The sequence below is a fragment of the Clostridium sp. HBUAS56017 genome (genome assembly GCF_007115085.1).
GTDB lineage: Bacteria > Bacillota > Clostridia > Clostridiales > Clostridiaceae > Clostridium > Clostridium cibarium.
Genome location: NZ_SULK01000020.1, coordinates 38,646 through 53,018 on the forward strand (window position 1 = coordinate 38,646; position 14,373 = coordinate 53,018).

The window sequence follows — 14,373 nt, forward strand, 5'->3', positions numbered from 1 at the left end:
TTCTTGAAGATGGTGTAAAATATAATAGTAAAATGCTAAGGAATAAACAAACCCCTAAGTAGTACCCCCCAGATACTACATTATGTAAATTTCCAAAGCAAAAACAAAGAACGAAGTCAGCTTAGAGCTAACTTCGTTTTTATTTTTTGCATAATTATATTTATAATTTAGAATTAACATCATCAATTTGGATAAACTAACCTTAGACTAAGGGGTGTTGTTATGGTAAGAAAAAAAGTTATTATAAATTTAGTTATAGCAAATTTAATTCTTATTTTTTTATTTATGTTAAAAAAATTTCAAGTAATTAATCAATTAATACAGGTAATAGTATGGGTAATATTTGCTCCTATCATTTTTGGCGTATTTCTATTTTATATTTTAAAACCTATAAATAATTTTTTTGTTAAGAAAGGTTATAAATCTTCAATGTCAGCAACCATTATAATATTAGTTTCATTTGCTATATTAGGAGGGATAGGAACGTACTTTGGAAAGTATTTAATGGAGCAAGTTATGCAATTGAAAAAAGTAATTATAATGACGATTAATAATAAGGATGTTTTAGACATAGCTCAAGATTATCTTAAGGATAGTAGTATCAAAACTTTTGTTCAGAATATTTCTTCTGAACTTATGACATATGTGAATTTTATATTTGCGAACATTAAAGACATATTCGATAAAGGCATGATAATTTTTTCTAATATATTGCTAATTATATTGGTAACATTCTTTCTACTTAGAGATGGGGCTAACTTTAAGCCTACAGTATTAAAGTATATACCTAAAAAATATAAAGAAGTATCAGATGATATATTAAGCGAGGGAGATACGGTACTATCAACTTATATAATTGGGCAGGCAACAGTAGCTTTATCTTTAGCAACAATGGTCTTTATAGGATATAAAATTATTAAAATGCCAAGTGCATTATTATTAGCATCTAGTACATTTATACTAGCATTTATTCCTTTTATAGGTTTTTTTATTTCTATGATAATCCCATATATAATTGCAACAGTGGTTGGATTTGATATGCTTGTAAAATTAACTGTAATGTTTATAACCGCCCAAACACTAAAGGGAAGAGTTATTGTTCCATTAATAATGGGAAGAGCTATGAAGATACATCCTATTACAGATATATTTCTTGTTGTAGGGGCTTCTACTATAGGCGGACCTTTAGCTGCTTTTTGTATAGTACCTATATATTCGTTGTTAAAATTGGCTTATAGGAATTTAGTCAAAAAGGGGATCTTAACTGATTTTAGTAATGTTGATAAGAGAAGTAAGGTATAGTAATATAGATATTAGAATAATAGAGAAATAAGGGGCTGTAAATATGGGTTTTCATGAAAGTTTAAAGTATGCTAATAGAATAGTAGTCAAAGTAGGTACATCAACATTAACTTATGATAATGGAAATATTAATTTAGGAAGAATTGAGAAGTTAGCTAGGGTTTTATCAGATATCCAAAACTCAGGAAGAGAAGTTGTTCTTGTTTCATCAGGAGCAATTGGGGTTGGTGTGAGCAAGTTAAAACTCAGAGAGAAGCCAAAAAGTATAAGAGAAAAGCAAGCAGTTGCAGCAGTAGGACAATGTGAGCTTATGCACATATACAGTAAGTTTTTCGGGGAGTATAGTCATACCGTTGGGCAAGTTTTATTAACTAGAGATGTTGTTGAGGATGATCATGTTAGAAGTAATGTATGTAATACTTTTGAAACATTATTAGAAAATAAAATAGTCCCTATAGTAAATGAAAATGATACTGTTTCAATAGATGAGATAGAAAATATTGTGAGGTTTGGAGATAATGATAATTTATCTGCTATAGTAGCAGGATTGTGTAAAGCAGATTTATTAATAATATTATCAGATATAGATGGCTTTTATGATGGAGATCCGAGAAGCAATAAGGATGCAAAAATGTTAAGAGTAGTAGAAGAAGTAACACAAGAACTTGAAGAATGTGCTGGTGGGGCTGGTACTAATTTGGGAACTGGTGGGATGATTACAAAACTAGCTGCTGCTAAAACTGCAGCTAGTGAAGGAGTAGATATGGTTCTGGCAAATGGTAGTGAACCATCTATACTGTTAAAAATATTGGACGGAGAAGAAGTGGGAACTTTATTTTTAGGAAGAAAGGGGCAAAGTAAATGAACAAATTAATTAGTTTAGGTCAAAGAGCGAAGGAAGCATCATATGACCTTATGAATTTAAGTACTACTGAAAAAGATAAAGCATTAATTAAAATGGCGGATAAATTATTACTACACTATGAAAACATATTAAAAGAAAACAAAAAAGATTTAGAGAATGCTATTAAAAAGGGAACTTCAAAAGCAATGTTAGATAGACTTTCTTTAGATAAAGGGAGAATTGAAGATATGGCTGATGGACTTAAACAAGTAGCCTTGTTATCAGATCCAGTTGGGGAAATTACATCTATGTGGAGAAGACCTAATGGATTACAAATAGGAAAGCAAAGAGTGCCTTTGGGGGTAATTGGAATAATATATGAGGCAAGACCAAATGTTACTTGTGATGCAGCTGGACTTTGCTTAAAAACCGGTAATGCAGTTATTTTAAGAGGCGGTAGTGAAGCAATCAATTCAAATAAAGCTATAGTTGAAGCTTTATCAGAAGGTATAAAAGAAGCTGGGTTGCCTGAAAGATCTGTTCAACTTGTTGAAGATACTAGTAGGGAAGTTGTAACTGAAATGATGAAATTGAATAATTATATAGATGTTCTTATTCCTAGAGGTGGGGCAGGACTTATACAATCTGTAGTGAAGAATGCAACTGTACCAGTGATAGAGACTGGAACCGGAAATTGTCATGTATACGTAGATGATGAATCAGATTTAGAGATGGCAAGAGATATTGTAATAAATGCTAAAACAAGTAGACCATCTGTTTGTAATGCAGAAGAGAAACTTTTAGTGCATGAAAAAATAGCAAATAAGTTTTTGCCGGTGATAATTTCAGCATTAAAAAATGAGAATGTTGAGGTTAGAGGAGATGAAAGGACTATGAAAATAGTTGATAACATCAATGAAGCTACAGAAGAAGATTGGGGAAAGGAATATAATGATTATATTATAAGTGTAAAAATTGTAAGTAGTATTGATGAAGCTATAGTACATATAAATAAATATGGAACAGGTCATTCAGAGGCTATAGTAACTAATAACTATGAAAATTCCCAAAAGTTTTTACAACGAATTGATGCAGCAGCTGTATATGTTAACGCATCTACGAGGTTTACTGATGGATATGAGTTTGGATTCGGGGCTGAAATAGGAATTAGTACTCAAAAGCTTCATGCAAGAGGACCTATGGGACTTAATGAATTAACTACTACAAAATATATAATTTATGGAAATGGACAAATAAGATAAGGGAAAAGAATATATATGAGCAAAGTGAAGAAAGTGTTATTAATTATAATAAGTGTTGTTTTGGTGTTAGCTTTAGCTACTATAGGTGTGGCAGGAAATTATTTTTATAATTTAGCTTTAAACCCTAAAACTTCAAAGGAGAAAGTATTTGGAACTAAAGATAAGTCTGTTGAGGCTAGTAATGTTGCAGTTAGTAATTGGATAACTGATAAGTCGGGGTATAAGGATGCGTTTATAGATTCAATAGATGATTTGCAACTTCACGGATATGAAATAATAAATACAAATCCATCTAAAACTTGGGTTATAACTGTACATGGTTACATGGGACAAGGCAAGGAGATGGAAGGGTATGCAAATGCATTTTATAATATGGGATATAATGTGTTGGTTCCAGATTTAAGAGGACATGGAAAAAGTGAAGGTAAATATATAGGAATGGGATGGGATGATAGGAAAGACATCTTAAGTTGGATTGACTATATATTGCAAAAAGACAGTGATGCTAACATTGTACTGCATGGAGTTTCTATGGGTGGTGGAACTGTAATGATGACATCAGGAGAAGATTTGCCAGGCAATGTAAAAGCTATAATAGAAGATTGTGGATATACATCAGTTTGGGACGAGTTCTCATATCAACTTGACTCTTTGTTTGGGTTACCAGAATTTCCTGTGCTACAATCTGCAAGTCTAGTTAGCAAAATACGAGCGGGATATTGGCTTCAAGATGCATCAGCAATAGATCAACTTGCTAAATCAAAAACACCAATGTTATTTATTCATGGTGATAAGGATACATTTGTTCCCTACTCTATGTTAGATAAGGTTTATAATTCAGCAAATGTGGAAAAGGAAAAGTTAGTAGTTGAAGGTGCAGCTCATGCACAAGCATCAAAAACTAATCCGCAACTTTATTGGGGTACTATTAGGAAGTTTATAAAGAATTATATAGCAAATTAATTAAGAAAATTACTGTAAAGAAACACGCATTAGATTTGAGCAATGCGTGTTTCTTTATAGTAATGATACATGTATTAATGAAAACAATATAATAAGTAAAATAGAATATAAGGAATGATAGTATGAGTGAAAATAACAGGTATACATTAATAACAGGTGGTACTGAAGGAATCGGGTTAGAACTATCCAGGTTATTTGCTAAAGATAAACATAATTTAATAATTGTCGCAAGAAATAAGGAGAGGCTAGAAAAGGTTAAGAAGGAAGTTGAAAAAGAATTCAATATAGTAGCTAGAATTTTATCAATAGACTTATCTGTGAATAACTCCTGTGAAGAAATTTATAGATTTGTGGAAAAAAATAATTTCGTTGTGGATAACTTAATAAATAATGCTGGTATTGGTAGTTTTGGTTCTTTTCATGAGCTAGATATGGAAAGAGAGGAAAAACTAATTGAAATAAATATAAGATCTTTGACCAAGTTAACCAATTATTTTTTAAAGAAAATGATTGATGAAAAAACTGGTGGAATTTTAAATGTGGCATCAACTGCTGCATTTTTAGCTGGGCCTAAAATGAATATATATTATGCATCAAAGGCATATGTGTTATCATTAACAGAGGCTATACATGAAGAAGTTAAAGACTATGGAATTAGAGTAAGCTGTTTATGTCCTGGAGCCGTACAAACTGCCTTTCAAAGCAAGGCTGGTATAATGAAGAATGACAAAACTAAAGGGCTAATGATGAGTCCTAAAGAAGTTGCTATAATTGCATATAGAGATTTTAAAAAGGGAAAAGTCATTATAATTCCTGGATTCAAAAATAAGTTATTGGTATTAGGAAATAAGTTGGCATCAAGAAGTTTAGGAAGAAAAATAGTGATGTATTCAAACAAAAGCAAATAGGGGGAACTTAAGTTGGAGAAGATTTTTGAAGGATATTTATTAGTTTCAGATATGGATGGGACATTACTGAATAGCAAAAAGCAAATATCAAAGGAAAATAAGGAAGCTATAAAATACTTTGTTGAAAGAGGAGGGAAATTCACTGTAGCTACAGGAAGAATGCTTTCATCAGTAGAAGAATTTATAGATGAATTAAGTATTGATATCCCTGCAATATTACATAATGGAGCAAAGATATATGACTATAGAGAAGAAAAAGTAATATCAGAACATTCTATAGAATCTTATAGAAAAGAAGCAATAAAAAGGATTTATGAAGATTACCCTCATATTGGAATAGAAGTATTTTCAGATGAGATTGTATATATTTATAGAAGTTGTTACTTAACAGAGAGATATAAGAAGCATGACTTTAAGGTAGTATATAGTTTGCCAGATGAAATATGGAAAAAGGATTGGACAAAGGTACTACTAATAGGTAATGAAGAAGAATTAGATGCTTTAGAAGAAGAGTATAGAATAAAATATGATAAGGGAAATGCTTTTAGAAGCGGGCCAAGTTATTTTGATATAGTAGCAAATGGAATAACTAAAGGAAGGGCAGTAGAAGAACTAGTACAAATAGAAAAAATTAATCCCCAAAATGTTATAGCTGTAGGGGATAATATGAATGATATAGAAATGTTAGAGGTAGCTAGCTATGGATTTTGTATAAAAACTGGAGCAAAGAGAGCATTAGAAAAGGCAAAATATATTGCACCATCTAATGATGATCATCCTATAGCTTATGTTATTAGTTATGTAGAAGAAAAAATAAAAAAATAGAGAATTTATAAGGCTAATTTTACTAATACTAAGTTTAAATATATTAAGGAGTGTTAGTATGGATTGGCTTTTATATTTTGCATTTGTTTTTGAGGTTTATTGTTTTTTAGGATGGTGCTTAGAGGAAGGATATAGTTATTACATAATGGGGCATTTTAAAAAAGATGGTTTTCTAAAAGGTCCATTTAAACCTATGTACGGGTTTGCTATATGTATTTTAATTTATTTCTATTATGTGAGAGAAGTTAGCTATATATCGTTAGCTATATTATTTATAGTAGTTCCAACGTTAATAGAATATATAAGTGGACACTTGTTAAAAAAATGTTTTGGAAAAGCGTATTGGGATTATAGCAAGATTAAATACAATTTTCAGGGAGTGATATGTGCAAGGTTTTCAATATGTTGGGCAATTTTAGTGTTTTTTACGCTAATTATATTAAATCCATTAATAGATCACATATATTTTAATTTTGTTGGTGTATTAAGCAAAGTTGTACCAGCAATAGGTATATATATGATTATAGATACTTACTTTACAGTTAGACAAATATCTTATAGTAAAATTAATGCGTCCTAGAATAGAAAAGTATACTCTAATTAAGATAATTAATTAGAGTATACTTTTTTTATAAATCTAAAAGTTTTCCTTTGCTTTTTAAATGAGAAATTAATTTATTTGGGTCATTCATAATTAATTCATTTGGAAAGTTAATAGAATTAAGAAGTTCTATTGCACAATCAAAATTTCCTATACTAAAGTTTATGTGTGCATCAGAACTTAAAATTATTTTAGTTCCATGCTTCATACATAATTCAGCTATTCTTTTACAATTAACAGAACTACCTTTTCTAGAACTACCTGCGATTGAAGAATTATTCATTTCAATCATTATATTCTTTTCTCTAGCCTTTATTACTAGAGCTTCATAATCTAGTTCATAGGAAGGGTTTCCGAGATGCCCCATTATTTCAATTAATGGATTTTTATCTATTGCATTAATCATTGCTTTTGTATTTTCTTCTAAAGACATTGGGGTAAATACAGGTTCATGAAAGGATGCAATCATATAGTCTAAGAATCTTGAAGCTTCAGAAGGTAAGTCAATGTTTCCATCTACATCTGTTATGTTTGCCTCGCAGCCCTTTAATATAGTAACTCTATTTATTATTCTAGGAACGACTTTCAAGTTGCCAAAATACCAAGCATGTGGAGCGCCAGGCATTGATGGAGCATGTTCAGATGTTCCAAGAATTTTTATTCCTTTTTCAGCACAGTAATTTACGTTTTCTAAAAGAGTGGTATATGCATGACCGCTTACAATTGAATGTGTATGTAAATCTGATAAGTAATTCATATTATCCTCCTTTGATTGTTGTATACATATTTAGTATAAATCAATTGAAAATAATAATCCAATATTTAAAGAGTTCAATACTATATATAATATGTTGGAAGAACATAAACAAATTGGTCTTAATTAATTTAGCATTTACCTTGACAGTAAATAAGTAATAAACTAAAATAATAAATAAGATAAAATTAAATAAGAGGTAAAGATACACTTTAACTTGGTCCCGTGAGGCCAGAAAGGAGTCTGCAACTATGAATAGTTTTAAAAGAAATTTCATAGCTTTGTCTTTAAAGGCATTGAAAAATAATATATATAAGTATAATGGGATAGTGATGAGACCAGACTTTCTGTAGTCTCTTTATTATCCTTTTCTTTATATTCAAAAAACAATGTCGTTTAAAGTGTATTTTCCTTAAACATAATATAAGGAGGGCTAGGCATGAAAGCAAAGCTAGTTTTAGAAAATGGAATGATTTTTGAAGGTAAAGCCTTTGGATACCTAAAAGATAGCGTTGGGGAAGTAGTATTTACAACAGGTATGACAGGCTATCAAGAAATATTAACAGATCCTTCATACTATGGTCAAATAGTAACAATGACATATCCGCTAATAGGAAACTATGGAATAAACCTTGAAGATATGGAGTCGAATGGTCCAAAGGTTAAGGGATTTATAGTAAGAGAAAAATGTAATTTGCCTAATAACTTTAGATGTGAATTGGAATTAGATGACTTCTTGAAGCAAAATAAAATTGTTGGACTTGAAGGGATAGACACTAGAGCTCTTACTAAGGTTCTTAGAAATAACGGAACTATGCGAGGAATTATTGTAGTTGATGAAATAGATAGTGAAGATTTAGATAAGAAAATAAAAGAGTTCTCAACTGTAGATGCAGTTAAGAATGTTACAACAAAGAGTAACTATACAATTGATGGAGATGGAAAACATGTTGCTATAATGGATTTTGGTATAAAGCAAAATATAATAAGATGTTTTCAAAAGAGAGGATGTAAGATTACTGTTTTCAGTGCTAGTACGACAGCAGAAGAAGTTCTAGCAGTTAAACCTGATTTGGTTTTCTTATCAAATGGACCTGGAGATCCAGAAGATTTACCAGATGTTATAGAAAATATAAAAAAATTAGCTGACAAAAAGCCTTTAGTAGGAATATGTTTAGGACATCAACTTCTAGCATTAGCTTTAGGTGGAAAAACAGTGAAGTTGAAATTTGGGCATAGAGGATGTAACCATCCAGTCAAGGATTTAGAAACAAATAAGGTAACGATAACTTCGCAAAATCATGGGTATGTTGTAGAAACTTTACCAGAAGAAGTAGTAGCTACGCATATGAATATTAATGATGGGACAATTGAAGGAATGAAGCACAAGAAATTGCCAATATTCTCAGTTCAATTCCATCCAGAAGCATCAGCTGGACCTAAGGACAGTGAATATATATTTGATAAATTCATGAAATATGCATTATAGGAGGTTTTTCATATGCCATTAAATAAAGAAATAAAAAAGGTTTTAGTTATAGGGTCAGGTCCAATCATAATAGGGCAGGCGGCAGAATTCGATTATTCTGGAACGCAAGCATGTCAAGCACTTAAAGAAGAAGGAATTGAAGTTGTTCTAGTTAATTCCAATCCAGCTACTATAATGACAGATAGTGAGGTAGCAGATAAAGTTTACTTAGAACCTCTAACTATAGAATTCGTAGAAAAAGTAATAGCTAAGGAGAAACCAGATAGTTTGCTAGCTGGAATGGGTGGTCAGACAGGGCTAAATTTAGCAGTTGAATTACATGATAATGGAATTTTAGATAAATATAATGTTAAAGTAATTGGTACTTCAATAGATTCAATTAAGGAAGGTGAAGATAGAGAATTATTTAGAAATATGATGAACAGGATAGAAGAACCTGTAATCAAATCAGAAATAGTTACTGATATGCAAGCGGGGTTAGACTTTGCTGCAAAAATAGGTTATCCAGTCATAGTTAGGCCAGCATATACACTAGGAGGAACTGGTGGTGGAATTGCTGAAACTAAGGAAGAATTAGAAGAGATTTTAGAATCAGGATTACAATTAAGTACAATAGGGCAAGTACTTCTTGAAAAGTCTGTTAAGGGTTGGAAAGAAGTTGAGTATGAAGTTATGAGAGATTCTTACGGAAACTGTATTACTGTATGTAATATGGAGAATATAGATCCAGTAGGAATACATACAGGAGATAGTATAGTTGTAGCGCCATCACAAACTTTATCAGATAAGGAATATCAAATGCTTAGAACTGCATCAATAAATATAATAAATGCAGTTCAAATAGAAGGTGGTTGTAACGTTCAATTCGCTTTAAATCCAAATTCCTTTGAATATGCTGTAATTGAAATTAATCCTAGAGTATCTAGAAGTTCAGCTTTAGCATCAAAGGCAACAGGTTATCCAATAGCTAAGCTTGCAGCTAAAATAGCTTTAGGATATGGATTAGATGAAATAAAGAATGCAGTAACGCAAAAGACTTATGCATGCTTTGAGCCAGCTTTAGATTATGTAGTATGTAAGATTCCAAAGTGGCCATTTGATAAATTTTTTGGAGCAGATAGAGCACTAGGAACAAAGATGATGGCAACTGGGGAAGTGATGGCTATAGGGTCTAACTTAGAGCAGGCACTACTTAAAGGTATAAGAAGTTTAGAAATTGGGAAGTATTCTTTAGAACATAAAAAGTTTAGAGAACTTAGCATGCAAAAGTTGAAAGAAAGAGTAGTAACGCCAGATGATGAAAGAATATTTGCTTTAGCAGAAATGCTTAGAAGAGATTATAGAGTGGATAAGATATCTAAAATAACAGGAATAGATATATTCTTTATTGAAAAATTCAAGTGGATAGTTGAGGAAGAACAAAGATTAAAACTTTCTAATATAGAAGATTTAGATAAAGAATGGTTACTAAAATTAAAGAAAAAAGGTTTTTCAGATAAAGCAATTGCAGATATGTTAAAAGTAAGTCCTGAAGATGTGTACAGATTAAGAGATATATGGAACATAAAACCTTCATATAAAATGGTTGATACATGCGCAGGGGAGTTTGAAGCTTTATCACCATACTATTATTCTACTTATGATGAATATGATGAAGTAGAAGTTTCAGATAAGAAGAAGGTTATGGTAATAGGTTCAGGGCCGATTAGAATAGGGCAAGGTATAGAATTTGATTATGCATCGGTTCACTGTGTATTAGCTTTAAAGAAGATGGGAATAGAAACTGTAATAGTTAATAATAACCCTGAAACTGTAAGTACAGATTTTAATATATCAGATAAATTATATTTTGAACCATTAACGGAAGAAGATGTGTTTAATATAATAGAAAAAGAAAATCCAGATGGGGTTATTCTTCAATTTGGTGGTCAAACAGCTATTAAGCTTGCAAATTTTATGAAAGAAAAGGGAATTCCAACGCTTGGAACAACTGCAGATCAAATAGATATGGCTGAGGACAGAGAAAAGTTCGATGAATTACTTGAAAAACTTCATATTGCTAGACCTAAGGGTAAAGGTATTTGGTCAGTAGAAGAAGGGTTAGAAGAAGCTAGAAGGTTAAGGTTCCCAGTACTTGTTAGACCTTCATATGTAATTGGGGGGCAAGGTATGGAGATAACCCATGATGAAGAAGAATTAACTTATTACTTAGAAAATGCTTTTGAGAAAGATTCAAAAAATCCAATACTGATAGACAAGTATTTAATGGGAAGAGAGATAGAAGTTGATGCTATTTCAGATGGGGAAAATGTATTGATTCCAGGCATAATGGAACATTTAGAAAGAGCTGGAGTTCATTCAGGGGATAGCGTAACCATGTATCCAAGTCAAAATATCAGTGGTGATATAAAAGATAAAATATTAGAATATACTAAAAAGTTAGCTTTAGCAATTGGGATAAAAGGTATGATAAATATTCAATTCATAGAGTTTGAGGGAGAACTTTATGTAATAGAAGTTAATCCAAGAGCATCAAGAACTGTGCCATATATTAGTAAGGTAAGTAAGGTTCCAATAGTGGATCTTGCAACCAAGGTAATGCTTGGATCAAAGCTTTTAGACTTGGGATATGGAGTAGATGTGTATAAAGAACCAGAACTTGTATCAGTTAAGGTTCCAGTATTCTCGACTCAGAAGTTGCCAAATGTAGAAGTGTCATTAGGACCAGAAATGAAGTCTACAGGGGAAGTTTTAGGGGTAGGAAGAAATATTAAAGAGGCATTATATAAAGGATTTATAGCAGCGGGAATGTTACCAGGAAAAGGAGATATTCTTACAACTATAAATAAACATAATAAAGCCGAATTTTTACCAATGGCAATGGAGCTTGCTAAGCTTGGATACAAGTTTGTAGCAACAGAAGGTACATGTAATTTGCTTAAGGAAGCTGGAATAGATGCAAAAGTAGTTAGAAAACTTGATGAAAAAAGCCCTAATATACTTGATGTAATAAAAAATCAAGAGGTTGATTTAGTTGTTAATACTCCAACTAAGGGAAATGACTCAAAGAGAGATGGGTTCCTTATTAGACGAGCTGCTGTTGAAAGAAATATTGGAGTTATAACAGCATTAGATACTTTAAGAGCTATAGTTGAAGTAAAGTCAGAGGGATTAGAAAGTAATAAAGATTTAGAAGTATTTAATATAGCTGAATAAGCATTGAGCATAAAGTAATTAAAAGTTTAGGAATAAAAAATTCCTAAACTTTTTTTATTGACATGCGAACAAAGGTTCGAATATAATGAACATATAGAACAAATGTTTGGAAAGAGGCGTTTATATGAATAAAAGTGATGTTTTTGTAAAATTAAGTTTAAAAAATATCGGTGAGGTTAGAAGCCTTATTGTAGATAAAGACGGTATTGAAAGTGGTCAAAGCGGCAAATATATGATGTGTGCGGGGAAGTATGATAAAAATGGTTGGACTATAGTTTTCAAGGCCAAGGATTATAAAGAAGCTGAATATATAATTGATCACACACCATTAAATAAAAAAGAGATATACTCTAAAGAAATTATGACAATTCCTTTAAATGTGGTATGCTAACTCAACAAATAAGGGTATAAGTTTATCATCAAACATTATCCCTGAATTATTTGATATATAAGTTAATACATCATTTGTACATAAAGCAACTTTATATGGACGTGTTGAATTTAGAGCATCATAAACGTCTGCTATAGATACAATTTTAGAAAGATAATAAATTTCAGCAGAATTAAGATTATATGGGTATCCTTTTCCATCGATTCTTTCATGGTGCTGAAGGATTATAAGTGTATATTGGGAATCTATCTTTAAGTTTTTCTTCAAATAATTATATCCTATTATGGGATGCTTTTTTATGAATTGAAATTCTTCTGAAGTGAGAGAGGATGATTTGTTTATAATATGCTTAGGAATAAATAGTTTACCAATGTCGTGAAGCAATGCTCCAATAAATAAGTCTTTTAAGTTTATCTCATCTAGACCTAGTTTTATTCCAATAATAAGAGAAATAACAGCAACATTTATACAATGCTTATAAGTGTAATTGTCCATGTTTTTAATATCTAGTAGATTATTTATCAATAGTTCATCATTTACAACATAATTTAATAAGTTTTGTGAAACTATATCAAAAAAGTTAAAGCTTTTAAACTTTCTTTCAAGTGTAGATTTAATCATATATTGGATTTCTTTTTTGCAATAAGGTTCTATTATATAAAGTGATGAAATGTTTGAGTCTTTTATTCTATTTAAAATATCGCTATTCAATAACATACCTTCCTTGAAGAGCAATCTACCATTATTATCAAAGATTGTTTTTCCTAAGAGAGAACCATTAGGTACAGATTTTACTGGAACAATTCGCATACAAACACCTCAATACTAATTAATATAGAGGATTATATCATATATTTTACAATTTTTCCATTGAGATACATAAAATGATTATATTATAGCGGGAAATGAATTCGCCTTTAATACATAATATGATTTATGATTAATAAATTAGTATATTATATAGATTTATTAATCATAAAGTAATAAAATGATTATAGAAAAAGTAATTGGAGTGATATACCTTGAATAGAAATAATATGCCAATAGGTTTTTTTGACTCAGGAGTAGGTGGACTTAGTGTATTAAGAGAAGCCATAAAACTTCTACCAAATGAGCATTTTATATATTTTGGAGATTCGAAAAATGCTCCATATGGTGTAAAAAAGGTAGAAGAGGTAAGAGAACTTACACATAAAGCAGTCGAATTTTTAATTGATAAAGGCGCTAAAGCTATTGTAATTGCATGTAATACAGCTACAAGTGCAGCAATTTCCACATTAAGAGAAACTTATACGTCAATGCCTGTAATAGGAATTGAACCAGCATTAAAACCAGCTGTAAAGTTACACAGAGATGGAGCAGTAGTTATAATGGCGACACCAGTAACATTACAAGAAAAGAAGTTTATTAATCTTATGGAGAAGTATAAAGATGAATCCGAAATAGTATCTATGCCATGTCCGGGATTAGTGGAATTTATAGAAAAGGGAAATATAGATGGAGAAGAAGTAAGACAGTATTTAGAAGAAAAGTTTAAGATATATAAAAATATTGAGATAGGATCTATAGTTTTAGGGTGTACTCATTATCCTTTTGTTAAGAATTTAATAAAAGATATATTAGGTTATGATGTACCTATAATAGATGGTGGATTTGGAACCTCTAAGGAATTAAAAAGGAAGTTAGAGGAGTTAAAGGTGTTAAGTGGTTCGGAAGAAAAAGGTGATGTGAAAATTTACAATTCGCTTGAGGGAGATAACATAATAAAAATAAGTAACAAACTATTATATAGTTAATAAAAGCATAGGGTATTTTGAT

Annotated in this window: 13 protein-coding genes; 11 read left to right on the forward strand and 2 right to left on the reverse strand. The window is 30.8% G+C overall.

The annotated features are described in order from the left end of the window. The first annotated feature begins 222 nt into the window (after positions 1-222). From FAY47_RS15495 to FAY47_RS15525, 7 genes are all read left to right on the forward strand, one after another. Complete coding sequence (locus FAY47_RS15495) at positions 223-1,302, forward strand: AI-2E family transporter (RefSeq protein WP_143317808.1); 1,080 nt, start codon at positions 223-225, stop codon at positions 1,300-1,302. A gap of 43 nt (positions 1,303-1,345) precedes the next feature. Further along, a complete protein-coding gene (gene proB, locus FAY47_RS15500) occupies positions 1,346-2,167 on the forward strand; it encodes a glutamate 5-kinase (protein ID WP_143317809.1) in 822 nt (273 codons plus the stop codon). Then, complete coding sequence (locus FAY47_RS15505) at positions 2,164-3,408, forward strand: glutamate-5-semialdehyde dehydrogenase (RefSeq protein WP_143317810.1); 1,245 nt, start codon at positions 2,164-2,166, stop codon at positions 3,406-3,408. The genes proB and FAY47_RS15505 overlap by 4 nt, the downstream gene beginning before the upstream one ends. Positions 3,409-3,423: 15 nt before the next feature. Then, positions 3,424-4,371, forward strand: coding sequence for an alpha/beta hydrolase (locus tag FAY47_RS15510; protein WP_143317811.1), 948 nt, complete (start codon positions 3,424-3,426; stop codon positions 4,369-4,371). 122 nt (positions 4,372-4,493) lie between these two features. Then, on the forward strand, positions 4,494-5,279 hold the full coding sequence (locus FAY47_RS15515) for an SDR family oxidoreductase (protein WP_143317812.1): 786 nt from the start codon (positions 4,494-4,496) through the stop codon (positions 5,277-5,279). A gap of 12 nt (positions 5,280-5,291) precedes the next feature. Then, entirely contained in the window at positions 5,292-6,104 is an 813-nt protein-coding gene (locus tag FAY47_RS15520) for an HAD family hydrolase (RefSeq protein WP_143317813.1), read from the forward strand. A gap of 58 nt (positions 6,105-6,162) precedes the next feature. Continuing rightward, positions 6,163-6,684, forward strand: a complete 522-nt coding sequence (locus FAY47_RS15525; protein ID WP_143317814.1) for a putative ABC transporter permease — start codon at positions 6,163-6,165, stop codon at positions 6,682-6,684. A 49-nt stretch (positions 6,685-6,733) separates the two neighbouring features. Here the strand turns inward: FAY47_RS15525 and FAY47_RS15530 are convergent, their stop codons facing one another. After that, positions 6,734-7,462: a phosphatase gene (locus FAY47_RS15530; protein WP_143317815.1), complete on the reverse strand. Its 729-nt coding sequence runs from the start codon at positions 7,460-7,462 to the stop codon at positions 6,734-6,736. Positions 7,463-7,898: 436 nt separating this feature from the next. On the opposite strand from FAY47_RS15530, the gene carA reads away from it, so the two are divergent. The 3 genes from carA (at position 7,899) to FAY47_RS15545 (ending at position 12,555) form a co-directional block, all read left to right on the forward strand. After that, positions 7,899-8,948: a glutamine-hydrolyzing carbamoyl-phosphate synthase small subunit gene (gene carA / locus FAY47_RS15535; protein ID WP_143317816.1), complete on the forward strand. Its 1,050-nt coding sequence runs from the start codon at positions 7,899-7,901 to the stop codon at positions 8,946-8,948. Between the two features lie 12 nt (positions 8,949-8,960). Continuing rightward, complete coding sequence (gene carB, locus FAY47_RS15540; protein WP_143317817.1) at positions 8,961-12,164, forward strand: carbamoyl-phosphate synthase large subunit; 3,204 nt, start codon at positions 8,961-8,963, stop codon at positions 12,162-12,164. A 124-nt stretch (positions 12,165-12,288) separates the two neighbouring features. Further along, positions 12,289-12,555, forward strand: a complete 267-nt coding sequence (locus FAY47_RS15545) for a hypothetical protein (RefSeq protein WP_143317818.1) — start codon at positions 12,289-12,291, stop codon at positions 12,553-12,555. Here the strand turns inward: FAY47_RS15545 and FAY47_RS15550 are convergent. Further along, positions 12,538-13,365 (reverse strand): HD-GYP domain-containing protein, encoded by an 828-nt coding sequence (locus tag FAY47_RS15550; protein WP_143317819.1) that lies wholly within the window; start codon positions 13,363-13,365, stop codon positions 12,538-12,540. The two genes, FAY47_RS15545 and FAY47_RS15550, sit on opposite strands and share 18 nt — an antisense overlap. 227 nt (positions 13,366-13,592) lie before the next feature. Between FAY47_RS15550 and murI the strand changes: the two genes are divergently transcribed. Further along, a complete protein-coding gene (murI, locus tag FAY47_RS15555) occupies positions 13,593-14,351 on the forward strand; it encodes a glutamate racemase (protein ID WP_143317839.1) in 759 nt (252 codons plus the stop codon). The last annotated feature ends 22 nt before the right edge of the window (positions 14,352-14,373 follow it).